This is a genomic window from Mycobacterium kyogaense (assembly GCF_003254575.1).
Lineage (GTDB): Bacteria > Actinomycetota > Actinomycetes > Mycobacteriales > Mycobacteriaceae > Mycobacterium > Mycobacterium kyogaense.
The window spans coordinates 1-23,137 of sequence record NZ_QJUA01000052.1 but is presented as its reverse complement, the minus strand read 5'-3'; the positions used below and the strand labels follow the sequence as shown (position 1 = coordinate 23,137).

Below are 23,137 nucleotides of genomic sequence, written 5' to 3'. Positions count from 1 at the left end.
AATCATGGCCCTCAACCTCTCCCGAGCCGAGTTGCAACCCGGTCAGCGGCGCTGGTCCATCGGTGCCGTCGCCGCCGACGTCGGTCTGATCATCTGGTTCGTCTTCTCGCTGTTCCCGATCTTCTGGATGCTGATGCTGGCACTGAAGAACGCCGAACAGCAGACCACGACGTACTTCTCGTTCAGCCCGACGTGGTCGAATTTCGCCACGGTGGTGTCCGACAAGGGCACCCAGATGACGAGCGTCGACTTCAAGGCCTCCCTGCTGACCAGCCTGCTCAACTGTGGCGGTGCGGTGATCGTGTCATTGGTCATCGGTATCCCGGCCGCCTACGCCGCCGGGCGCTGGCAGTACCGCGGCAGTAACGACCTGATGTTCCAGATGTTGTCGTTCCGGTTCGCCCCCGAACTGATGGTGATCGTGCCGCTGTTCGTGATCTACAACCAGATCGGCCTCTTCGACACCAAGGTCGGGATGATCTGGGTGCTGCAGCTGGTCACCATGCCGCTGGTGGTCTGGATTCTGCGGTCCTATTTCCAGGATCTGCCCGAGGATCTCGAGCAGGCCGCGCTTCTCGACGGCTACACCCGCCGGCGCGCGTTCCTGATGGTGGCGCTGCCGATCGTGCGGCCCGGTATCGCCGCCGCGGCGCTGCTGGCGTTCATCTTCGCCTGGAACAACTACGTGTTCCCCCTGATCCTGGCCGACAGCAACGCCGGTACGGTCACCGTCGCCATCACCAAGTTCCTCGGCGGCGGCGGCCAGGCCTACTACAACCTCACGGCCGCCGCGGCGTTGATCGCCGCGCTGCCACCACTCGTCCTCGCGCTGACCATTCAGCGGTACCTGGTGCGGGGCCTGTCATTCGGGGCGGTGAAAGCCTGATGGCCACAGTCAAGGTCACCGATATCTGCAAGACCTACGGCAAGGATGTCCGCGCAGTCGACGGGATCTCACTCGACATCGCCGACGGCGAGTTCTTCGTGATCCTGGGCCCCAGTGGCGCCGGCAAGACGACCACGCTGAAGTCGATCGCCGGCCTCGTCGACGTCGACTCGGGGTCGGTGTCCATCGGCGGGGTCGACATGACCGCGGTGGAGCCGTACCACCGCAACGTCGCGATGGCGTTCGAGAGCTATGCGCTGTATCCGCAGAAGACCGTCGCCGAGAATCTGGCGTCGCCGCTGAAATCGGGCCGCACGGGCAAGTATTCGGAGTCCGAGCGCGCCAAGCGGATCGATCAGGTCACCACGACGTTGGGCATCGACCACCTGAAGAACCGGCTCCCCCGGGAACTGTCGAACGGTCAGCGGCAACGTGTGGCGCTGGGCCGTGTGCTGGTCCGCCCGGCCGACGTGTACTTGCTCGACGAGCCGCTGAGCCATCTCGACGCCAAGCTGCGCGCGTCCATGCGCGCTGAGCTCAAGCAGCTCGGCGCGATGTCGAACACCACGACGATCTACGTCACGCACGACTACCAGGAGGCGCTTGCGCTGGGTGACCGGATCGCGGTGATGCGCGAGGGCCGGCTCATGCAGATCGGGACGCCCGAGGAGATCTGGCGTCGGCCCGCTGACACATTCGTCGCGCGGGCACTGGGGCAGCCCGAGATCAACCTGCTCGACGGTGTCGTCGACGACGGTCGCATCCGGTTGGGTGACGGTTCCCTCGACGTGCCGGTACCTGCCGACGTGCGCTGCGAACGTGGCACCCGGGTGCGAGTCGGCCTGCGCCCCAGCGATATTCACGTGACCAGCCGGGAGGGGTCGCTGCGTGGCCGCGTCATGCTGGCCGAACGGCTCGGCCGCAACATCGAGCTGACCGTCGACGTGGGCGGGGCGCAGCTGATCGCGCTCACCTCCGGACGTCATGGTGTCGGAGAAGGGGACGAGGTCACGATGCGCATCGCCGAGTCCGACGTGCATGTGTTCGCCCCGGGCGACGGGGACACCAGCCGGTTCAGTGATCAGACCCTGGAGGCAGTGCAGTGAGCGTCGCGACCAACCACACCGCCCAGCAGAGCGCGCAGAGCCTGACCCTGCGCGACCTGGTCAAGACCTACTCGTCGCGGGGCCGCGATGCGGTGACCGCGGTCAAGGGCATCGACCTCGACATCCGGCCGGGGGAGTTGGTGGCCTTGCTCGGCCCGTCGGGCTGCGGGAAGACCACGACGTTGCGGATGATCGCCGGACTCGAGACGGTCACCAGCGGTTCGATCAAGATCGGCGAGCGCGAGATCTCCCAGCTGCCGGCCGCCAAGCGCGGGATCGGCGTCGGCTTCGAGAGCTATGCGCTGTATCCGCCGCTGTCGGTGCGCGACAACCTGCTGTACGGGCTGAAGGCGCGCAAGGTCAAGGGCGCCGAGAAGATGGTCGAGTCGATCAGCGACCGGCTCGAGATGAACGATCTGCTGTCACTGCGGCCGGCCAGCCTGTCCAGTGGACAGAAGCAGCGCGTCGCGTTGGCCCGTGCCCTGGTGCGCAATCCTCCGGTGCTGCTTTTGGACGAGCCGCTGAGTCACCTCGACGCGTCCGCCCGCAACCGGGTGCGCCGCGAACTCAAGGTGCTGCAGCGCGAATTCGGCTACACGACGATCGTCGTCACCCACGACCAGGTGGAGGCGCTGTCACTGGCGGATCGGCTCGCTGTGATGGACGGTGGCGTCGTCCAGCAGTTCGGCACGCCCGACGAGGTGTTCGACGATCCGGCCAACCTGTTCGTTGCCGGCTTCGTCGGCGAGCCCGCGATCAACGTGCTGCCCGGTGTTGCGCGGGTGCGTGACGGCCGTGTTCACGTCGAGATCGGTTCCGGCGTGGGGTCTCTGGAGACATCGGCCACCAGTGTCGCTGATGGCACCGCGGTCACGGTCGGCGTCCGTCCGCAGGACTGCGCGCTCTCCGATCGGGGGAACGAGGGGCTCGCGGCGACCGTCGCGTACTTCGAGCACCTGCTGGAGTTCGGCCTGGCGACCACGACGGTGGCGGGCATCGAGGACGGTATCGTGGTGCAGACCCCGGCCGAACAGAGCCATGAACCCGAGCAACAGGTCTCGGTGACCGCGCCGGCCGAACGGGTCTATCTGTTCGATGCCGAGACCGGAGAGCGACTGCGATGACGAAGCTCTACAACGACCCTGCCCGATTCACCGAGGACATGCTGATCGGATTCCTCGACGCCAACGCCCGTTACGTCGCCGGAGTGCCGGGTGGTGTGGTGCGCGCCCATCGGACCCGCCCGGGCAAGGTCGCTGTCGTCATCGGCGGAGGATCGGGTCACTACCCGGCGTTCTGCGGAACGGTCGGCGTCGGATTCGCCGACGGCGCCGTCGTCGGCAACATCTTCACCTCGCCGTCGGCGGAGGAGGCCGCGTCGGTGGCGCGGGCCGCGCACAGTGATGCCGGCGTGCTGCTGACCACCGGCAACTATGCCGGAGACGTGATGAACTTCGGCCTCGCGGTGACGCAGCTGCGGGCCGAGGGTATCGACGCCGAGTATTTCGCCGTGACCGACGACATCGCCAGCGCGCCGAAGGGCGAGGAGGCGAAAAGACGCGGCATCGCAGGCGATTTCACGGTGTTCAAGTGTGCCAGCGCGGCCGCTGAAGAGGGACTCGATCTCGCCGGCGTGGTCCGGGTCGCCGAGGCGTCGAACGCGGCGACCCGCACGCTGGGTGTGGCGTTCGACGGCTGCACGATGCCGGGCGCCGACCACCCGCTGTTCACGGTGCCCGAGGGGAAGATGGGCGTGGGCTTGGGCATCCACGGTGAACCGGGGGTCGCCGACGAACCGATGCCGACCGCCGAGGCGCTCGCTGAAACCCTCGTCGACGGCGTGCTGGCTGATCGTCCCGACGCGACATCGAAGCGGATCGCGGTCATCCTCAACGGCTTGGGCCGCACCAAATACGAAGAGCTGTTCGTGGTCTGGGGCACGGTGGCTCGCCTGCTGAAAGAACGCGGCTTCGAGATCGTCGAGCCCGAGGTCGGCGAACTCGTCACCAGCCTCGACATGGCGGGCTGTTCGCTGACCGTGATGTGGCTCGACGAGGAGCTGGAACGCTATTGGACCGCTCCGGCTGATTCCCCGGCTTACCGCAAGGGTGCGCCGGCCGACTCCGCGACCACCGGGGAACGCCGCAGTGCGCAGGAGCTCGAGGCCGGTTCGTCGGCGCCTGCGCTGAACGAGCTCGCCGACGACGACGGGCGCCGTGGCGCGGAGGTGGTCCTGCGGGCGCTGACCGCGATGGCCGGTGTGCTCGCCGATGCGGAGGACGAACTGGGGCGCATCGACGCGGTCGCCGGGGACGGCGACCACGGCAGAGGCATGGTGAAGGGCTCGTCTGCGGCCTGTTCGGCAGCGCAGCGGGCGGTCGACGCGGGCGCTGGTCAGGGATCGGTGCTCGCAGAGGCGGGCAAAGAGTGGGCGGCCAAGGCCGGCGGCACGTCCGGGGTGCTGTGGGGTGCGCTGCTGTCCGCCCTCGGTGCTCGCCTGGGAGACACCGGTCGGCCCGACGGAGAAGCGGTGTCCGGCGGAATGCGCGACGGTTACGACGCGTTGGTCTCTCTCGGTGGCGCAGCACCCGGCGACAAGACGATGCTCGACGCCCTCCTTCCGTTCGTCGACGACTTCGAGCGACGGGTGGCAGACGGGACGCCGTGGCAAGGGGCGTGGCAGGACGCCGCCGCTGTCGCGACAGAGGCGGCGCAGGCTACGGCCGACATGCGACCAAAGGTGGGTCGGGCCCGTCCGTTGGCCGAGCGCAGCGTCGGTACTCCCGACGCGGGTGCGACGTCACTGGCCATGTGCCTGCGCACTGTCGCCGACACGCTGAATTCGACTCGCACAACAGCGAAAGGGGAGTGACCCGCGATGGCAGGGCTCCGCATCGTCGTCGGCTCTGATGACGCCGGCTTCGACTACAAGGAAGCACTCAAGAAAGATCTACAGGCCGACGATCGGGTGGCCGACGTCACCGATGTCGGGGTGGGTGCGGACGAGAACACCGCCTACCCTCACGTCGCGGTCGCTGCGGCGCGCATGATCGCCGACGGGAAGGCCGATCGCGCGCTACTGGTCTGCGGAACCGGCCTCGGGGTCGCGATCAGCGCCAACAAGGTGCCGGGTATCCGCGCCGTCACCGCGCACGACAGCTTCTCGGTGGAGCGCTCGGTGCTCTCGAACAACGCCCAGGTGCTGTGTTTCGGCCAGCGGGTGATCGGTCTGGAACTCGCCCGCCGGCTCGCCAAGGACTGGCTGGGCTACGAGTTCGACCCGCAGAGCGCCTCGGCCGACAAGGTGGATGCGATCTGCTCGTACGAGCCGGCGCAAGCCACCAGCTGAATCAGCTCGGTTTCACCAGCGGCAGGAACACGTCGTCGACGATCTCGGTGATGGTGTCCTGCGGTACGGCAGCCATGGTCATGAACAGCTCGTGGCGCAGCAGATCGGCCGGCAGGTTGAGCACGCGAGGCGGCGGAAGCGTCGCCAATTGGCCTCGTGCGACGGCACGTTCGGCGATCTGGCTCATGATGCTCGGCCCGTCGGGCACGAACAGGGCGCGTAGCTTTGCCGGTGACCCGCCTGCCTCGTCGTAGTAGGCGCCCAGCAGTGCGGCGAACAATCCCATCGTGCCCGCCCGGCGGGCATTGAAGTCGGTGAGGACCGCCAGCACGTCGCCGCGCAGCGTGCCGGTGTCGGGGACATCGATGACGTCGATCTCGCCGCGGCGCCGGATCACGGCTTCGAGCAGGTCGAGCCGGGTCGGCCAGCGGCGGTAGAGCACCGAGCGTGCCGATGCCGACCGGGCAGCCACCGCGTCGATCGTGAAGCCCGCGTAGCCGGCGTCGAGGAGTTGCTCCCAGCCTGCGTCGAGGATGGCGGAGTCCAGTTCAGCCCCGCGGCGTCGATGAGCGGAGACACCCTTAGAGGACACTTGCGTAGCTTAACTCATGCCACTACAGTCGCCGATAAGCAACAGTTACGTAGCTTATTTCTCCGGGATTTGTGGGGTATCGATGACACGCAGAGCTGTGATTTCCGGTGCGAGCATCGCCGGTCCCGTCCTGGCCTTCTGGCTCGCCGAAGCGGGCTGGCAGGTCACGGTCATCGAACGAGCTGACCGGCTGCGCACCAGCGGTTATCCGGTCGATGTCCGCGGCGCCGCTGTCGAGGTGGTCACCCGTATGGGCTTGCACGAACAACTGGTCGAGAATCGCTACCGGCATGTGCCGGTGTCCCTGCTGAGTCCGAGCGGACGCCGCTTGTGCACGCTGGACTACGGCAATCTGCTCGGTTCCTCGGGGGAGGGGGACGTCGAGCTGTCGCGAGGGGCGCTCAGCGCCGTGCTCCATCGCGCGACCGAGGACCGCGTGGAATACGTGTTCTCCGAATCGATCACCGCCATAAGCGAACTCGGTGCCGGGGTGGAGGTGTCATTCGAGCGCCGGCCCGCGGAGATCGTCGACGTGGTCATCGGCGCCGACGGGATCCATTCGAACGTTCGCGCGCTCACGTTCGGCCCCGAGGAGCAGTTTCTGCGTCACCTCGGGCCTTACGTCGCTGTCTGGGATCTGCCGCATGATGCGTTCGCGCCGGGGAGCGGCTACTTCTACTCGCATCCGGGGCGCACGGTGCTGGTCGAGCGACTGACCGACGGGACGCCGGGCCGGGCGTTCGCCACGTTCGTGCATCCGACGCCGGGGACTGTGGACCGGCGAGATCGCGCCGCGGTGGCGGGAGCGTTCCGTGAAGCGTTTACCGAGGATCGTTGGCGTACAGCCGAAGTCATCGACACGATGGGCGACTCCGACGACCTGTACGTCGACACGGTCAGTCAGGTGCGCATGCCGCGCTGGAGCTCGGGGCGCGTCGCGTTGGTCGGCGACGCGGCCTACGCGCCGGCGTTCCTGTCCGGGCAGGGCACCAGCATCGCGATCGCCGGCGCCTACGTGCTGGCCAGTGAGCTGTGTGCGCATGAGCGCCCGCAGGATGCCTATGACGCCTATGAGCTGCGCATGCGGGACTTCGTGACGAGGAATCAGGAACTGGCACTGCGCACCGACGGGACGGTTCTGGTCCGTACGTCCGGTCAGCTCCTGCGCCGCAACGTCAAGCTGTGCGCCGTGCCATGGCTACAGCGGCTCGGCCTACTCGGACTGCTCCAAGCGCCGCTACGCAGTGCCGCGACGGGCCTGGCGCTGCGCGACGACGATCTACGGCGGTCGCCGGAGTCGCTGCAGCGCAACGCTCGTCGATGAGATTCGCCGGCTACGCGGCTGCCGGTGTGGTGGCCTGCAGCACCGCCTCGACCAGTGCGTCGGCACGCAGGTGTTCGAAACGCTGATACTCGGGGTCGTTGATCATGTCGACGAAGTGCTGCCGGCTGGGATAGCGCACGAGTGCCACCATGTCCCAGTCCTGCCCTGGTTCTGCTGACAGCGCGACGCCACCGCTGCCGACGTAGAGCACATCGACGCCGTACTTCGTTTGCACGCCGGTGCTTTCGAACGCGGCGATGTACTCGAGGTAGGTGTCCCTGCCGCCATCGGGTCGGAAGCGAAGCAGATTCAGCATCACCACGGGCCCGCCGTCCTCGCCCAGATACGGGTCGAGCGCTGCGGTGTCGAGCGCGATCATCGTGTCTCCTCAATTGTCTTGCGTTGTCTGCCCCCTCTCGGCACTCTAGGGAGGGGTACCGACAACGACGCGCTTCACTCAATAGGTGGGCGGGGTTCGTAGGGTTGATACCACCACCAGTTCGCGCGTTCCCCGGTTGGGCCGGGGCATGGTGCGACATCGGGGGGTGGTTGGGTGGGTGGTCGGGCCAGTGACGCTGAGGTCAGGGCACGGCCGGCTGCGTCGGTGACGACGAGCTGATCGGCGGGGCCGGTGATCGTGATCAGGCCGCGGTGATGGGCCCGATGGTGATACGGACACACCAACGCCAGGTTCCACAATTCGGTGGGGCCGCCGTCCTCCCAGTGCACCAGGTGATGGGCGTGCAGCGCCCGGGTCGCCCCGCAGCCGGGGACCACACACGCCCGGTCGCGATGCTCGAGCGCGCGGCGCAGCCGCCGATTGACCGTGCGGGTCGATCGGCCGGCGCCGAGCACCTGCCCGTCGCGGCGGAACCACACTTCACACGTGGCATCACAGGTCAGATAGCGGCGATCGCTGTCGGGCAGAACGGGCCCCAAATGTACAGCCGCCAGGCGGGTTTCGATGTCGACGTGAACGACGACGGTGGTGCGCTGCCCGTGCGGGCGCGCCGCGGCTTCGGCGTCCCACCCGGCAGACACCAGCCGAAGAAATGCCGCTGCGGTGCTGGGGATCGGCCCTCGTCCGTCCGGATCGCCGGTGCTCCACTCCGCCACTAGCGCATCGCGATGCGACGCCAGAGCCGCTTCGAATGCCGCGTTCTCGACATGCGGGAGCGCGATCTGCCAGTACGTGAACTGCTCATCCGACGTCGAGCTGATCGACACCTTGGGTCCCGGGTCGACCACCACCGACTCCTCACCGTCCTCGGGCTCGGATTCAGGCTGCGGTTCAGGGGTGGGTTTGGGTTGCATCTTCAGCGCGGTCCGCAGCTGGCTCACGGTGGCGCACCGGGCCATCGTGGCGAAATGCGAATCAGAGCCGGGCAGACCGCGCTCGGCGATCACCCCGACTTGGTCCACGGAGAACCGGCCTAGCTTCAATCCTTGGATGCAGTGCGGGAATTCGTCATAGCGGCGCGCAATCGCGGCAATCGTCTGCGCCCGCGACGGCGACACCCCGGATTTCCACGCCAACCAGCCCGCCGTCGACCGGGCTCCGGTAGCCGCCCACAACTCGTCCCGGTCGATCTCCGCAGCAATCTCCACGATCCGCGCGTCGATCGCATTCCGCTGGCCCGTCAGCTCTGCCAGCTCCTCATGCAGCACCGACAACCGCCCATCGATGGCGAGAGAACTGACCGGGGACATGCACCCAATCTGCCGACGACCCCCGACATCTCAACGCGAAAGTGGCCGACCCCGTGCGCGGCCTGTGGATGACATCGGCTCTGGGGACAACTCGTGAAACCGTCCGGAGAAGACGAACGGTATGTCCGCGAATATCACGTGGACCGCAACGGTCGGCGTCCCGTTCAATGCAGACATGACATCGGACCGGGCTCGCTCAGGCGCCATGATGGCGGTCGGCGCGATGGCGTGCGTGCAGCTGGGTCTGGCGTTCGCCGTGACGTTGATCGACGACATCGGCGTCGAGGGAGTCGCCTGGCTACGGCTGATGTGGGCCGGCGTGCTGCTGCTCGTCCTGGTGCGGCCGCGGTGGACGGCGTTCACCCGCCGGTCCTTCGTCATGTGCGTCGTCCTCGGCATGTTCACCGCCGGCATCACTCTGCTCTACATGGCGGCTGTCGACCGCATTCCGCTCGGGACGGCCAGTGCGCTGGAATTTCTCGGCCCGCTCTCGGTCGCCGTGGCCCGCGGACACGGCCGCGGACGCCTGCTGTGGCCGGGCATCGCGGCGGTCGGCGTCGTCCTGCTGACCGAGCCCTGGAGCGGCACCGTCGACCAGGTCGGCGTCGCCTACGCTCTCGGCTCTGCGGTGTGTTGGGCCGCCTACATCCTGCTCACGCAAAAGGTGGGCGACGAGGTCGCCGGGATCGCGGGGCTGGCGGTGTCGATGCCGGTTGCCGCCCTGTTCGCCACCGCGGTCGTCGGCCCGACGGTGATTCCGCGCATCGATTCCCACATCCTGCTGCTGGGTCTCGGATTGGCCATCCTGCTCCCGGTCGTGCCCTTCGCCCTCGAACTGTTGGCGCTGCGCCGTCTCACCACGGCCGCGTTCGGCACCCTGATGAGTGTGGAGCCGGCGTTGGCGATGGTGGTGGGGCTGGTGATCCTCCATCAGGTGCCGGGACCGCTGAGCGTCTTCGGCATCGCGTTCGTGGTCCTTGCCGGCGCAGGCGCGGCCCGCTCCGGCGCTCGCACACAACCCGTACCCCTCGAGGTCGGCTGAGCGATTACCGTGTCAGCCATGGGCAGAGGAATTTTCGGCTCACCCGTGGTGGGCCTCGTCAACGCCGGCGCAGCTCGACTGATCCACGCCCCGGTCATCGGTCCGCTCGTGAAGCGCAGCATGGTGGTCATCCGCTACACGGGACGGCGTTCGCAGCAGACGTTCGAAACCCCGGTCAACTACCAGCGCCGCGGCAACGAGGTCGTCATCCGGGTGATGGCACCCGATCAGAAGACCTGGTGGCGGAACTTCACCGACGGCGGCGGCGCCTTGACACTCACCGATTTCGACGGCGCCGATCGCACCGGTCACGCGGTGGCACACCGCGACGACCGTGGCCGCGTGACGGTGCGGGTGCGACTCGACGCGAGCTGAGCTCAGGTCTCGAAACGCTTACGCCGGTACAGGGTGCCGATCGCGAGCAGGATCAGGCTGATCAGCAGGATCGCGGTGGCCAGCACGTTGATCTGCGGGGGGACGGCAGCCTTGACCGCGGCGTTGACGTAGAGCGGATACGTCACCGTCGAGCCACTGACGAAGTAGGTGATGATGAAGTCGTCGAGCGACAGCGCGAACGACAGCATCGCCGCAGCGATGATGCCGGGCACGATGAGCGGCAGAGTGACCTTGAAGAACGTGCGCGCGGGGCTGGCACCGAGATCCAGCGAGGCGTCCTCGAGGGTCCAGTCGAATCCGCGCACCCGCGCCCGCACGGTCATCGCGATGAAACTGACCTCGAAAGCGATGTGCGACAGCAGGATCGTGGTGTAGCCGGCGGCCCAGCCCAGGTCGAGGAACAGCGTCAGCAGCGCGGCACCCATCACGACTTCGGGGGCGGTCAGCGGGAGAACCAGGAACGTGTCGACCGCGCCCTGGCCCCGCCACCGCTGCCGCACCAGCGCGATCGCGACCAGGGTGCCCAGGACGAGCGCGACGGCCGTCGACACCGCGGCCACGTTGAGGCTCAGCTTGAGCGCCTCGGTCAGCGGCGGATACTTGAACGGATGCGCCCAGTTGTTCAGCGTGAAGCCCTGCCAGCTGTAGTTGAACTTGCCGGCCGGCTTGTTGAACGAGAACAGGATGATCACGAAGATCGGCAGGAACAGGTAGAGCAGCACCAGCCCCGCGACGATTCGCAACAGCAGATCGCCCCAATTGCGCCGTGCCCTCACCTTTTTGGCGGTGGGCGGTTGCTGTGCCGCGGTGGCGATCGCGGCGCCGGCCTGGGTCGTCATACCAGGTCCTCCGTCCCCAGTGCGCGGGTGTACAGCAGGACGCCCACCAGGATCAGGAACATCAGGCCCAGGCTCAGAGCTGCGGCCGCGGGGTAATCCTTGACCACCAGGAACTGCTTCTGGATCACGTTGCCGATCATCGTGGTCTGCGTGCTACCCAGATAATCGGCGTTGATGAAGTCGCCGATCGCGGGGATGAAGACGAGCATGCTGCCCGCCAGCACCCCTGGCATGGACAGCGGCAGGATGACTTTGCCGAAGCTGCGCCCTGCCGAGGAGTACAGGTCCTTGGACGCTTCGAGCAACCGTGGGTCGATCTTCTCCAGGCTGACGTAGAGCGGCAGGATCATGAAGATGATCCAGTTGTAGGTCAGGCCGCCGATCACCGCCCAACTCGTCGAGAGCAGTCGTCCTTCGTCGGGCAGCAGACCCACCGCGCCCAGCGCGCTGACCACCCATCCTTCGTCGGCGAGGATCGTCTTCCATGCGATCGTGCGGATCAGGAAGGTCACGAAGAACGGCAGGATCACCAGGCCCAGGATCAGGTTCTTGTAGCGACCCGCCTTGAACGCGATGACGTAGGCCAGCGGGAACGCCAGCAGCAGGCACAGGATCGTCGCTGCGAACGCGTATCCGAAGGACCGGAAGATCTGATCCTTGTAGAGCACGAACGCGTCGGTGAAATTGCCGAAGTCCCAGGCGAACTCGAGTGTCGGCATGAACACCGAGCCACCGGTCGTCGATAGTGAGGTGCGCGCGAGGGAGAAGAACGGCACCACGAAGAACACCGCGAGGTACACGAGCGCGGGCAACACCATGAGATACGGAGCGATCTTGCTCCGCTGCCTGCTACTGCTGGCTACACCGGCCATCGGCTCAGCCGCCGGTGACGGCGGCGTAGGCGGTGTTGTACTCCTGCGTCTGCTCGTCGGTCAGCGGAGCCCAACCCTTCGACTTGGCCAGCGTCTCCTTCGACGGGTTGATCAGCGGGTTCTTCGCCGCCGCGGGATCGACCTTCTCGAGCTCCTCGGTCATGTCCGACAGCACCGGAACGTACTGGACGAAGGCGACCAGCTTGGCGTAGTTCGCCCGGTCGTAGACGTAGTTGATCCACGCCTCGGCGGCCTTCTGGTTCTGGGTGGTGTAGGGGATCACCATGGTGTCGACGAACGTGGTGGCGCCGGACTCGGGAACCACGAACTGCAGGTCGGGGTTGTCGGCCTGCAGCTGCACCACGTCACCCGAATAAGCTTGCGCGACAGCGATGTTGCCGGCCGCCAGATCATCGGCGTAGTCGTTGCCGGTGAACCGGCGGATCTGGCCCTTGTCGTTCTGCTCGCGGACCAGGTCGATCGCCTTGGTCACGCTCTCGGTGCTGGGGTTCTCCGGCGAATTGCCTTGAGAGAGCATGATCATGCCCAGCGCGTCCTGTGAATCGGAGAACAGGCTGACCCGGCCCTTGAACGCCGGATCCCACAGGTCGTTGATGGACGTGATGTCGCGGCCCGTGGCTGCGCGGTTGTAGGCCAACCCGACGAGTCCCGACATGTAGGGCGCGGTGAACTTCCGGCCCGGGTCCACGCTGGCTTCCAGCAGGTCCGGGCGGATGTTCTTCTTGTTCGGCACACCTTCATCGCTGATGTCGTTGAGCCAGCCGAGCTGATGCAGTCGCGTCGCCATGAACGACGTCGGCACCGCCAGGTCGCAGCCGATGTCCTGCTTGCGCGACAGCGGCTCCTTGACCTTGGCGAACCACTGTTCGTTGTCGTTGAAGTCTTCCTTGTAGTCCACCGTGATGCCCGACGCGGTCTGGAACGCCGCGACGAACCCGTCGGCCATGTACAGCGGCCAGTTCGAGATGCGCAGCGTGCCGCTTGCCGGACCGCTGTCCTGGCTGCTCGAACTCGCGGTGTTGCTGTCGGATCCGCCGCAGGCGGCCAACACGGACGAGCCCAGGCCCAGGGCGGCAGCGGCCGCGGCGCTGCCGCCGAGGAAACGGCGGCGCGACGTGCGGCTCGCGGTCAGACGGGCGAGCATGCGGGGATCGAACTCGGGGGACATGGCGAGGCGTACCTTTCGTCGGGTCCAGAGATTGGGGAGGGGGTCGAATCGGGGCGTCGGCCCGTGGGCACGATCACGAGTCGTCGAGCATCTCCTCGAGATCCTCGGTGGTGGGGATGTCGTCGCCGGGCAACACCAGCGAGGCGTCGGGCGCCCACCCGACGTACACCTCGTCACCGGGGCGCAGCATCGGCAGATCCTGCTCGGGCCCGACGTGGGCGATCACCGTGGACTCGTCGGGCGCGGCCAGCGACAGTCGCACCACGGGACCCTGGAACGTCAGATCGGTCACCGTGGCGCGCACCGAGGCCACCTCGCCGGCCGGGGCGTCCATCGACACCCGGACGCGCTCGGGGCGCACCATCAGCGTGGCGTTACCGCCGGATTCGATCGTCGTGTCGCCGGGGCGGGCCTTGAGCGTCGAGCCGAGCACGTCGATCTCGACGTAGTCGCGGTTGACGCGGCCCGTCTGCCGTCCCGCCCACAGGTTGGCCTGGCCGATGAAGCTCGCCACGAACACCGTCGAGGGCCGGTCGTAGATCTCGGTCGGAGAACCGATCTGATCGACGTTGCCGGCGTTCATGACCGCGATGCGGTCACTCATCGTCAACGCCTCTTCCTGATCGTGCGTGACGTAGATGAACGTGATGCCGACTTCGCGCTGAATGCGCTTGAGCTCGAACTGCATGGCGTGGCGCAGCTTGAGGTCCAGGGCGCCGAGCGGCTCGTCGAGCAGCAGCGCACTGGGGTAGTTCACCAGCGCCCGAGCGAGTGCGACGCGCTGCTGCTGTCCGCCGGAGAGTTGAGAAGGCTTGCGCTCGGCGAAGTCGGTCAGCCGCACGATCTCGAGCAATTCGTCGACGCGCTTGCGGACTTCCTGCTTGTCCTTCTTCGCACTGCGTGGTCCATACGCCACGTTGTCCCACACCGTCATATGGGGAAAGAGCGCATAGTGCTGGAAGACGGTGTTGACGTTGCGCTTGTTCGGCGGCGTCTTCGACACGTCGCGACCTTCCAGGCGGATGGCGCCTGCGGTCGGGGTCTCGAACCCGGCGATCATCCTCAGCGTCGTTGTCTTACCGCACCCGGACGGGCCGAGCATGGAGAAGAACTCGCCCTGGGCGATCGTGAAGTCGGCGTCGGAGACGGCGACGTAGTCGCCGAAGCGTTTCGTGACGTGGTCGATCTCGATGACGGGTCCGCCCTTGGCGCGGGCCGCCTCGCGTCCCGCAGACCCGGACGTCTGGTCTGCAGCGGTGGTGTGTGTGCCGGTCAGCGGGGATCCTCCTCGAACAGCGGCCTTCGTGGCCGTAGTAAACCTTCGCGGATCCCACCGTCGTCCGCAACCGTTTCCGCAACGAATTTACATTTCAACAATGGAATCCTTCGCTGAACCGGCCATCGGTTGCGAGAATCCGCGAGATTTGACCGTCCGCGACGCGGGGCATCCGCGCCTGACCGGGGGCGTTCGGCCGGCGAATTTTCGTTATCTGTATGAGTCTGCCGCCTGACTGCAGCCGACGTCACCGTTTACCCCTCCGAACCGGCGGGGTAGTGAGAGGCCATGGCCGCAGTCGACGTATCCGTGACCTCGGACCTCAGCCCTGAGCGGGCGTGGGGCCTGGCGTCAGACCTGAGCCGCTTCGGCGAGTGGCTCACCATCTTCGGCGGGTGGAAGAGCCCCGTCCCCGACGTGATCGACGTCGACACGCAGGTCTCCTCATTGATCAAGGTCAAGGGATTCCGCAACATCATCCACTGGCGGGTGACGCGATACGACGAACCCAAAGAGATCGAGCTCATGGGCAACGGCCGTGGCGGCGTCAGTATCGCGCTCAGTCTGCAGGTCGCATCGCACGATGAGGGCTCGTCGTTCCGCGTGGTGGCCAACCTGTCCGGCGGACTGTTGAACACACCCGTCGGAAACGTCGTCGCCCGCGTCATCAAAGGCGATGTACGACGTTCGGTGTGCAACCTCGCCGACCTCGGTTGAGCCTGGGGCTAGGTCAGCCCCACTCGTGGTTCATCGCCCGCGTCTCGTACCGAGAGTCCGGCGCCGGTGGCTCTGCTCGGGGCCGGGTCAGGGCGATCAGGACCATCGCCAGCAGCGCGGTGCCCGCGCCCGCTGAGAAGATCGCGACGAAGCTGCTCTCCAGCGGTACACCGGCCGCGTCGGTGCGGCCCAGCAGGACGGCCACCACCGCGGCGGCGGTCGAGCTGCCCACGGTGCGCGCGATCGCGTTCATCCCCGTCGCGACGCCTGTTTCACCCGCATCGCAGTCGGCGACGACGAGCGCCGGCAGCGCACCGTAGCCCAGGCTGATGTAGCCGTTGGCCAGCACGCTGGCGATGATGACCTGCCAGGACGTGGAGTGTACGAAGGCGGCCAGCACGAACCCGACGATGCCGGCGACGGCGGCGGCGACCAGGACCGGTCGCGCGCCGAAACGGTCGATGAAGCGACCGCTGACCAGGGCGACGACGAATCCGGTGACGGCGCCGGGGAGGAGATAGACGACGCTGGCCTGCAGCACGGTCGCACCGAAGCCGTAGCCGTCCGGACCGCCCGGCATCTGGACGAACTGCGTCAGGCCCAGGAATGCGAAGTACAGGCCCATGCCGACGAAAGCGGTGGCCACATTGGTCAACAGCATCGAGCGCCGAGCCAGCATGCGGGTCGAGACCAGCGGCTGGCTCACCCGCCGCTCCCACTGCCACCACCCGACGAGCACGACCAGGCCGCCGACCACGCAGGCCACGGTCCGCGGCGATCCCCATCCCCACGAATGTCCCTGCGTGATAGACAGCAGTCCCGCCGACAGCCCCACTCCCAGACCGAGCGCGCCGATCCAGTCGATCGTGCCCGCGGTGGCGCGTTCCCTGTTGGGCACCACGCTGAGCACGATCGCGAGGACCAGCACAGTGAATCCGGTCGTCAGCCAGAACACCCGGTGATAGCCGGCGTCTCCGGTCATCAACAGCCCCACCACGACCAGGCCTGCGCCGCCGCCGAACCCCAGCGTGCCCGACAGCACCGCCATCGCTGAGCCGATGCGGTCCTCGGGTAGCTCTTCGCGCAGGATCGCGATGCTGACCGGGTACAGCGCGAACGACGCCGCCTGTAGGACCCGGGCCAGCACGAGCAGCGGCAGCGACGTGGTCGTCGCCGCCAGCACCGACCCCACGAGCACCACGGCGAGGACCGCCAGCAGTACGTGCTTCTTGCGGTACAGGTCGGCGAGACGGCCGATCAGCGGGGTGGCCGCTGCCGCCGCCAGCAGATTGGCTGTCACGACCCAGCTGGCCGAGACCACCGACGCGCCCAGCTGATCGGCGATCACTCCCAGCACCGGCACCACCGCGGTCTGCAGCACGGCGACGGTCAGGACGACGACACTCAGTCCGATCACCAGCAGGCGGGGCTGCCTGTGTGCCACGCCCACTCCGATCGTTAGAACATCTCGGTTTGTGCTCGATTATGGACTCCCTTCCGGCGGCGTCGGCAACCCGGGCCGCCGCGGGTGAGCTCTGCGTGGTCGAATGTGGCCATGGCTCAACGAGGCTCGTCGCAGGTCCGATCCGCCGCGCTGACCGGGCCGGTCTTCACCGGCCATCGGCCGTCCGGCGCGGGCGATCTGTCGGTGGAGACGCACGGCATCGCGCCCATTCCGACAGACCAGCGCTACGGCGGCCCCGGCCGGCTCTTCACCGTGTGGTTCGCGCCGCAGGTGAACATGACGGGCGTGTTCACGGGCACGTTGGCGATCGCGCTCGGCCTCGGTTTCTGGCTGGGCCTGCTCGCGATGGTGATCGGCACGCTGCTCGGGTCCCTGGTCGTCGGTTACCTGTCCACCTGGGGCCCGCGGACCGGTGCAGGGCAGCTGCCCAACGCACGCATGGCTTTCGGCGGGACAGTCGTGGTTCCCGCGGCGCTGCAATGGATCTCGTCGATCGCGTGGGATGCACTGGTCGGCCTGTTCGGGGGCGAGGCGCTGTCGGTGCTCCTCGGGATCCCGTTCTGGGCCGGGGTGCTGATCGTGCTCGGCGTGCAGGGCGTCGTCGGTGTCTTCGGCTACGAGGTGATCCATCGGCTACAGGCGGTCCTGACGGTGGTGCTCTTCGTGACGTTCGTCGTGTTCACCGTCAAGCTGATCGGCGGTCACGACATCGCGGCGCCGGCCACCGCGGCCGGGCCGGACCTGGTCGCGGCGTTCGTGCTCGAAGTGACGATCGCGTTCAGCTTGGCGGTGTCGTGGGCGACCTACGCCGCCGATTTCAGTCGCTATCTGCCCGCCGACGTCTCCCGCACAAAGGTGTTCGCGTTCACGGCGTCGGGTCTGCTGCTGGCGTACGCGTTCGTGCAGGGCATCGGGATCGCGGCGGCGGAGTTGGTGGGTGAGCAGACCGCCGAGGGTGTGCGCTCGGTGATGGGCGGAGGCGTGCTGGGTGCCGTCGCATTGCTGGTGATCGCGATCGCGTCCATCGGATCCGGGGTGATGAACGACTACAGCGGGTCACTGGCCCTGCAGACCGTCGGCGTCCGGGTGCGCAGGCCCGTCTCCGCCGTGATCGTCACGGTTCTCGCCTTCGCGCTGATCCTGTGGCTGCACGCGGCCGACACCGCACAACGCTTCACCGACGTCCTCCTGCTCGTCAGCTACTGGATTCCGGCGTTCGTCGTCGTGCTGGTGATCGACTGGCGCATCCGCATGGTAGGGCGCGACACCGTCGATCCGGCGCAGGAACGCACCGAGCGCCGCGACGCCGTCGCTGCGCTGATCGCCTTCGCGCTCGCCTATGTGATCGCAGTGCCGTTCATGAACACCACGCTGATCCAGGGGCCGATCGCGACCGCGTGGCACGGCGCCGACATCGCCTACTTCGTCAATGCGGCGGCCGCTGCGGTGCTCTACGGCGGCTATCGAATCGTCACCGGTCGAGGCGCTGTTGTTCGGTAGCGTCGGATCCACGAACGCCGCCGCCAGGAAGGACCGACCCAGATGCCCTCGAAGACTCTCGCCAAGACCGCCGGTGCCGCGCTTGCCACCGCCGTGGTCGGTGGGCTGGCCAGCCGGCCCGCTCAGTCGCCCTGGTACACGCGGCTGAAGAAGCCGTCGTTTCAGCCTCCGGCACAGGCGTTCCCGATCGTGTGGCCGATCCTCTACACCGATATCGCGGTGGTGTCGGCGTCGACGATCGACGCCCTGCACGAGCAGGGCAGGCATGCCGAGGCGCGGTCCTACAGCCGCGCGCTGGCGGCCAATCTCGTCCTCAACGCCGGGTGGAGTTGGATCTTCTTCAATCAGCGCCGGCTCGGCACGGCGGCGGTCGCGGCCGCGGCACTCGCTGCCAGTAGCACCGATCTGGCCCGCAGGGCCGCGTCGGTGCAGCCCGCGGCCGGTGCGGCGCTGGCTCCGTACCCGCTCTGGTGCGGTTTCGCGACAGCGTTGTCGACGCGCATCTGGCAGCTCAACCGTTAGGGACGGCTGAGCTCGACGTGTCGGCGCGGGGGCGATGACGTCCGGGTCGTGTCGATCGAGGCCAGGATCTCCCCGCTGCGGATCGCGATGTTCGACAGCAGCGACGAGGTCAGACCGTGGGTGTGTTCGGTGTTGCCCTGGACGTAGAGCCCACCTGCGGTGGACGGCTCGGTGATCAGCCGGTAGTCGCGCGACACCGCGGGGCGTCCATCGTGGTAAACCAGGTCGGCGTGCAGGGGTCCCAGGATCGCGCCAAGCGCGGCAGGGGTGAATCCGGTCGCGTAGATCACTGCGTCGCAATCGATTCGGGTGATGTCGCCGGTCGGGTGGTGCCGGATGTCGACGGAGATGCCGTCGTCGTGCTCGTCGGTGCCGCACACGCTGGAGGCGCCGCGCAGGTACAACCGCCGCGCTCCGGTGACCCGCTCGGCGTATTCGCGTGCGTAGAGGTCCTCGATGAGCGGCATGTCCACTGCCGAGTAGTTGGTGCTGCGGTGGTAGTCGAGCAACTGGCGCCGCACCGGCGGGCTGGCGCTGTAGAAGTCGTCGACGGCGTCGGGATCGAACACCCGATTGGCGAACGGGCTGTCGTCGGCGGGGCTGTATCCGTATTTGGCGAAGACCCCGTGCACCTCGATCGAGTCGAGATCGTGCAGATAGGCGCACACCTCGGCTGCGCTCTGCCCGGCGCCGACGACGACGAACCGGTTGTGGCGTCTGGTCGGGAGCCGCTCGAGATCGTGAAGGAAGTTGTGGTTGTGGATCTTTCGTGCCGACGGGGTGACATCTGGGGGCAGCTGCGGTTGTAGCCCTCCCGCGATCACCACGTTGCGCGCCCGCAGCATTCCGGCGTGCGCCCCGGTGACCTCGATCTCGAAGAAGTCCCCGGCATCGCGCACAGCAGTGACCCGCGATCCGTAAAGCACCGGGGCCGCAACTTTCTCGGCTGCCCAACGAAGGTAGTCGTGGAACTCCACACGCGTGGGGAAGAACGTCTTGTAGTTGATGAACTCGGTCAGGCGTCCCCGGTCGGTCAGGTAGTTCAGGAAGGTGAACTCACTGGTCGGATTGCGCTGGGTGACGAGATCTTTGAGGAACGAGATCTGCATCGTCGCGCCGGGGATCAACATGCCGGTGTGCCAACCGAACTCCGATTTCGCCTCGACGAACGTGGCCGAGAGCGGCGCGGTGGCGGTCTCGTTGTGCTCGTGAAGGGCGATCGCCAGCGCGAGGTTGGACGGCCCGAAACCGACGCCCACGAAGTCGAGCACCTGGTCGGCGGCGGTCGGTGGGTCGAACGTCGTCATCACGCTCCCGCCATCTGGTCGACGGCGCCGGGAACAGGCTCCGACGGATCTGCTCCCAGGCCCACGATGCGATTGGTGGCGTCGACATGGACGACCGCGCAGCGATGACGCGGCAGGTCGGACTGCTGCACGCCGATGAACGACATGATGATCACCAGGTTTCCCGGCGAGATCAGATGTGCTGCAGCACCGTTGATTCCGATCACTCCCGAGCCGGCACGTCCGGTGATCGCGTAGGTGATCAGGCGTGCGCCCGAGGTGACGTCGACGATGTGCACCTGCTCCCCGTCGACGATCCCCGCGGCGGACATCAGATCCGCGTCGATGGTGACCGAGCCCACGTAGTGCAGATCGGCCTGGGTGACCGTCGCTCTGTGGATCTTGCCTCCGAGCATTGTGCGCAGCATTCCACCTCCAATTGTTATGGTAAGGCTAGCCTATGTTGAGAGCTGCGCAAGACCTACGTCGGTATGTGGACGACCCCCAAAATCGTTGGCCACCAACGGACCCGATCGTCGAGCCGGCAGGGATCGTCGCCGCGCGCTTCCTGCTGACGCTAGTAAGTTATGCGAGCCTAAGCTAATCTGCTCGCGCGAACCATACCGAACGAAGGGGACACCACCGTGATCGAGCAGCAACATCGAAGGCGCAGACGAGGGCGTGCAGCCGCGACCGTACTGGCAGCGTTGCTGCTCGTCGCCGCGCTGGCGGGTTGTGGGTCGGCGTCGACCGAGGCGCCGCAGGCGCAGACGGTGACGATTGCCCACAAATTCGGCGAGACGAAGGTGCCGGCGGATCCGAAGCGGGTGGTGACGGTCGGCTGGACCGATCAGGACTTCGTGTTGCCGTTCGGTGTCGTTCCTGTCAGCACACGGGAGTTCTTCACCGAGTACAACGGCTATCCCTGGGTCAAGGCCGCGACGGACGGCAAGGGTGTGACCACGTGGGGTGCCGACACCATCGACTTCGAAGCGATCGCCGCGCAGAAACCGGACGTGATCTTCGCGATCTACGAGACCATCGACCGTCAGACCTACGACAGATTGTCGTCGATCGCGCCCACGGTGATCCAGTCCGGCGACTACGCCGACGAGGAGACGCCCTGGGACGTCCAATTGCTCACGACAGGTACTGCGCTCGGGAAGAAGGACCAGGCCGAGAAGCTCGTCGCCGAGGTCAAGGGAAAGATCGCGGATGCTCGCGCGGCCCACCCGGAATTCGAGGGCAAGACATTGGTCGTGGACTTCGGACCGGAGAACGGCGGTCACTATCTTCTCCCCGAGAACGACCCTCGGCGTTCGCTGTTCACCGCGCTCGGGTTCACGACCCAGGATGTCGACGGTGACGTCAGCGAGGAGAGGCTCGACCTGCTCGACCGTGACGTGCTGTTCGTCAACGGGGCCACGCGCGAGCAGATGATGGCGTCGCCGGCGTTCTCCCGGCTGGGCGTGGTCCGCGACGGTCGCACCCTGTACACCACGTTCGAGTCGAACCTGAGCGGTGCGCTCACCTACAGCGGTCCCCAGGCGCTGATGTATGCGCTCGACGTGCTCACCCCGCAGTTGGCCAACGCCCTGGCAGGACGGCCGGTCGCCGACCTCGCCACCGCCTGACACCGATACCGTCACACCCCGCCGGCGCCATGCCGGCGGGGTGTGTCGTATCAGGACTTCTCCTCGCGCGTCAGCATCTCCACCAATGCAGGTCCGTAGTGCTCCAGCGCGGCGATGTCGAGCAGGTCGGAATGCCGGAACGGCGCCGAGACCGTCGTCATCTCGCCGCCGATGTGGGGCCGCCAGGCCGGCGATGCCGTTCCCAAGTGATCCACCTCGTGCGCCGCGTCGACGAAGAAGACGTCGCCGTCGTAACGGCCGTAGTCGGCGCCCACAGTGAAACGTTCTGCTGCGATGTAGTTTTCGATCGCAGACGCGACGTGCTGATCGTCCAGCACGGTGATCGCATCGCCCTGTTCCTTCATCAGCTCGATCGCCTGCTCGACGGTCAGACGATCGTCGGGGTCGACGGGGAAGCCCATCTCCGCCAGCACACGTGCCAACACGGCGTCGCGATCGAGGAGGTGGTCGGCCCCGGAATCGGCTTCCGCCACCTCCGGGTAGGAATCCAGCATCGCGACGGCGCCGATTCGCCGACCGCGGCGCAGCAGCTCCTGTGCGGTCAGCAGCGCGAGCGCCCCGCCGAACGACCAGCCGAGGAGGTGGACCGGACCGACGGGGGCAACCACGTCGATGCTGTCGGCGTAGTCGGATGCCAGCGCGGCAAGGTTGCCGGAGAGCCGACCGCCCGAGAAGAGCGGGGACTGCAGAGCGTAGAGCGGAACATCGACCGGGAGAACATGTTTGAGTGCTGCGTAAGGCCAGCCCAGGCCGCTGGCTGGGGGCAGGCAGAACAGGGGTGCTGCGGTTCCGGCGGAGCGCAACGGCAGAACCGGTGCCAAGCTCCCCGTCCCTGTGTTCGGCTGCCCTGACAGCAGTGCATCCACCGCGGTGACGGTCGACGCGATCATCAGGTCCGCGACGGACAGGTGCTCGGCCACATCGGCGAACTCGCGGCGCAGGATCGACGCGAGCCGGACCAGCAGCAGAGAGTGGCCGCCCAGCTCGAAGAAGTCGGTGTCGATGGAGTCCACCGCCGTGCCCAGGATGTCGCCGAACAGCTCGCACAGTCGACGCTGCCGCTCTGTGCTCGGCGGACGGCCCCCAGTGGTGGAAAGGACGGGGTCGGGCAGTGCGTTGCGGTCGAGCTTTCCGCTGGGGGTGAGCGGGAAGGCGTCGACCTTGACGAAGGCAGCCGGGACCATGTGGCTGGGCAGCGCCGCTGTGGCGTACGCGCGCAGCGCGTCGGCATCGACGTCGGTATCGCTGAGGTAGTAGGCGATCAAGCGACTCCCGCGTACTGCCACGCGTGTGGTGGTGATGGTGGGGTGTCCGGTGAGGGTGGTTTCGATGTCGGTGGGTTCGATGCGGATGCCGCGGAGTTTGATTTGGTCGTCGGTGCGGCCGAGGTAGTCGAGGACGGGGTTGCCGT

23 protein-coding genes are annotated in these 23,137 nt (G+C 67.0%); 12 read left to right on the top strand and 11 right to left on the bottom strand.

From position 1 onward, the window contains the following. The first annotated feature begins 4 nt into the window (after positions 1 to 4). The 5 genes from DMB80_RS24740 to DMB80_RS24720 are packed head-to-tail and all read left to right on the top strand — an operon-like array spanning position 5 to position 5,341. The gene (locus DMB80_RS24740) at positions 5 to 886 is read left to right on the top strand and encodes a carbohydrate ABC transporter permease (protein ID WP_111512279.1); all 882 of its coding nucleotides are present in this window, start codon (positions 5 to 7) and stop codon (positions 884 to 886) included. After that, positions 886 to 1,992, top strand: coding sequence for an ABC transporter ATP-binding protein (locus DMB80_RS24735; protein WP_046365627.1), 1,107 nt, complete (start codon positions 886 to 888; stop codon positions 1,990 to 1,992). Before DMB80_RS24740 ends, DMB80_RS24735 begins: the two co-directional genes overlap by 1 nt. Then, the gene (locus tag DMB80_RS24730; RefSeq protein ID WP_111512278.1) at positions 1,989 to 3,116 is read left to right on the top strand and encodes an ABC transporter ATP-binding protein; all 1,128 of its coding nucleotides are present in this window, start codon (positions 1,989 to 1,991) and stop codon (positions 3,114 to 3,116) included. Before DMB80_RS24735 ends, DMB80_RS24730 begins: the two co-directional genes overlap by 4 nt. Next, the gene (gene derK / locus DMB80_RS24725) at positions 3,113 to 4,864 is read left to right on the top strand and encodes a D-erythrulose 4-kinase (RefSeq protein WP_111512277.1); all 1,752 of its coding nucleotides are present in this window, start codon (positions 3,113 to 3,115) and stop codon (positions 4,862 to 4,864) included. Before DMB80_RS24730 ends, derK begins: the two co-directional genes overlap by 4 nt. A 6-nt stretch (positions 4,865 to 4,870) precedes the next feature. Further along, complete coding sequence (locus tag DMB80_RS24720) at positions 4,871 to 5,341, top strand: ribose-5-phosphate isomerase (RefSeq protein WP_111512276.1); 471 nt, start codon at positions 4,871 to 4,873, stop codon at positions 5,339 to 5,341. A 1-nt stretch (position 5,342) separates the two neighbouring features. Here DMB80_RS24720 and DMB80_RS24715 read toward each other — a convergent pair whose 3' ends face one another. Next, entirely contained in the window at positions 5,343 to 5,933 is a 591-nt protein-coding gene (locus tag DMB80_RS24715; protein ID WP_111512275.1) for a TetR-like C-terminal domain-containing protein, read from the bottom strand. Positions 5,934 to 6,015: 82 nt separating this feature from the next. Here DMB80_RS24715 and DMB80_RS24710 point away from each other — a divergent pair, with 82 nt between their 5' ends. Beyond that, a complete protein-coding gene (locus tag DMB80_RS24710; protein ID WP_111512274.1) occupies positions 6,016 to 7,257 on the top strand; it encodes an FAD-dependent monooxygenase in 1,242 nt (413 codons plus the stop codon). Positions 7,258 to 7,267: 10 nt separating this feature from the next. Here DMB80_RS24710 and DMB80_RS24705 read toward each other — a convergent pair whose 3' ends face one another. Together DMB80_RS24705 and DMB80_RS24700 are read right to left on the bottom strand one after the other, a co-directional pair. After that, positions 7,268 to 7,636, bottom strand: a complete 369-nt coding sequence (locus DMB80_RS24705) for a DUF1330 domain-containing protein (protein WP_111512273.1) — start codon at positions 7,634 to 7,636, stop codon at positions 7,268 to 7,270. Between the two features lie 74 nt (positions 7,637 to 7,710). After that, entirely contained in the window at positions 7,711 to 8,967 is a 1,257-nt protein-coding gene (locus tag DMB80_RS24700; RefSeq protein ID WP_111512272.1) for an HNH endonuclease signature motif containing protein, read from the bottom strand. Positions 8,968 to 9,142: 175 nt separating this feature from the next. Between DMB80_RS24700 and DMB80_RS24695 the strand changes: the two genes are divergently transcribed. Beyond that, positions 9,143 to 10,009, top strand: a complete 867-nt coding sequence (locus DMB80_RS24695) for an EamA family transporter (protein ID WP_111512284.1) — start codon at positions 9,143 to 9,145, stop codon at positions 10,007 to 10,009. Between the two features lie 18 nt (positions 10,010 to 10,027). Beyond that, entirely contained in the window at positions 10,028 to 10,384 is a 357-nt protein-coding gene (locus DMB80_RS24690; protein ID WP_111512271.1) for a hypothetical protein, read from the top strand. Positions 10,385 to 10,386: 2 nt separating this feature from the next. Here DMB80_RS24690 and DMB80_RS24685 read toward each other — a convergent pair whose 3' ends face one another. The 4 genes from DMB80_RS24685 to DMB80_RS24670 all read right to left on the bottom strand — a co-directional run bounded on the left by DMB80_RS24685 (position 10,387) and on the right by DMB80_RS24670 (position 14,407). Further along, complete coding sequence (locus DMB80_RS24685) at positions 10,387 to 11,244, bottom strand: ABC transporter permease (RefSeq protein ID WP_048422715.1); 858 nt, start codon at positions 11,242 to 11,244, stop codon at positions 10,387 to 10,389. After that, complete coding sequence (locus DMB80_RS24680) at positions 11,241 to 12,116, bottom strand: ABC transporter permease (RefSeq protein ID WP_111512270.1); 876 nt, start codon at positions 12,114 to 12,116, stop codon at positions 11,241 to 11,243. The genes DMB80_RS24685 and DMB80_RS24680 overlap by 4 nt, the downstream gene beginning before the upstream one ends. Before the next feature lie 4 nt (positions 12,117 to 12,120). Further along, complete coding sequence (locus DMB80_RS24675; RefSeq protein WP_073684058.1) at positions 12,121 to 13,305, bottom strand: polyamine ABC transporter substrate-binding protein; 1,185 nt, start codon at positions 13,303 to 13,305, stop codon at positions 12,121 to 12,123. Between the two features lie 73 nt (positions 13,306 to 13,378). Beyond that, the gene (locus DMB80_RS24670) at positions 13,379 to 14,407 is read right to left on the bottom strand and encodes an ABC transporter ATP-binding protein (RefSeq protein WP_236728332.1); all 1,029 of its coding nucleotides are present in this window, start codon (positions 14,405 to 14,407) and stop codon (positions 13,379 to 13,381) included. 462 nt (positions 14,408 to 14,869) lie between these two features. On the opposite strand from DMB80_RS24670, the gene DMB80_RS24665 reads away from it, so the two are divergent. Then, on the top strand, positions 14,870 to 15,298 hold the full coding sequence (locus DMB80_RS24665) for a type II toxin-antitoxin system Rv0910 family toxin (protein WP_111512269.1): 429 nt from the start codon (positions 14,870 to 14,872) through the stop codon (positions 15,296 to 15,298). Between the two features lie 13 nt (positions 15,299 to 15,311). On the opposite strand, the gene DMB80_RS24660 is transcribed toward DMB80_RS24665, so the two are convergent. Next, positions 15,312 to 16,742, bottom strand: a complete 1,431-nt coding sequence (locus DMB80_RS24660; RefSeq protein ID WP_240431375.1) for an MFS transporter — start codon at positions 16,740 to 16,742, stop codon at positions 15,312 to 15,314. A 111-nt stretch (positions 16,743 to 16,853) separates the two neighbouring features. On the opposite strand from DMB80_RS24660, the gene DMB80_RS24655 reads away from it, so the two are divergent. Next, positions 16,854 to 18,263: a purine-cytosine permease family protein gene (locus DMB80_RS24655; RefSeq protein ID WP_111512267.1), complete on the top strand. Its 1,410-nt coding sequence runs from the start codon at positions 16,854 to 16,856 to the stop codon at positions 18,261 to 18,263. 42 nt (positions 18,264 to 18,305) lie between these two features. Then, the gene (locus DMB80_RS24650) at positions 18,306 to 18,785 is read left to right on the top strand and encodes a TspO/MBR family protein (protein WP_046361339.1); all 480 of its coding nucleotides are present in this window, start codon (positions 18,306 to 18,308) and stop codon (positions 18,783 to 18,785) included. On the opposite strand, the gene DMB80_RS24645 is transcribed toward DMB80_RS24650, so the two are convergent. Continuing rightward, on the bottom strand, positions 18,782 to 20,092 hold the full coding sequence (locus DMB80_RS24645; protein WP_111512266.1) for a lysine N(6)-hydroxylase/L-ornithine N(5)-oxygenase family protein: 1,311 nt from the start codon (positions 20,090 to 20,092) through the stop codon (positions 18,782 to 18,784). The genes DMB80_RS24650 and DMB80_RS24645 overlap by 4 nt on opposite strands. Continuing rightward, complete coding sequence (gene panD, locus DMB80_RS24640; RefSeq protein WP_111512265.1) at positions 20,092 to 20,499, bottom strand: aspartate 1-decarboxylase; 408 nt, start codon at positions 20,497 to 20,499, stop codon at positions 20,092 to 20,094. Before panD ends, DMB80_RS24645 begins: the two co-directional genes overlap by 1 nt. Before the next feature lie 216 nt (positions 20,500 to 20,715). Between panD and DMB80_RS24635 the strand changes: the two genes are divergently transcribed. Next, positions 20,716 to 21,705 carry an iron-siderophore ABC transporter substrate-binding protein gene (locus tag DMB80_RS24635; RefSeq protein WP_240431374.1) on the top strand — a complete coding sequence of 330 codons (990 nt, stop codon included), beginning with the start codon at positions 20,716 to 20,718 and terminating at the stop codon, positions 21,703 to 21,705. A gap of 50 nt (positions 21,706 to 21,755) precedes the next feature. Here DMB80_RS24635 and DMB80_RS24630 read toward each other — a convergent pair. Continuing rightward, positions 21,756 to 23,137, bottom strand: a 1,382-nt coding sequence (locus DMB80_RS24630) for a thioesterase domain-containing protein (protein ID WP_240431373.1), incomplete at its 5' end; no start/stop codon positions are given.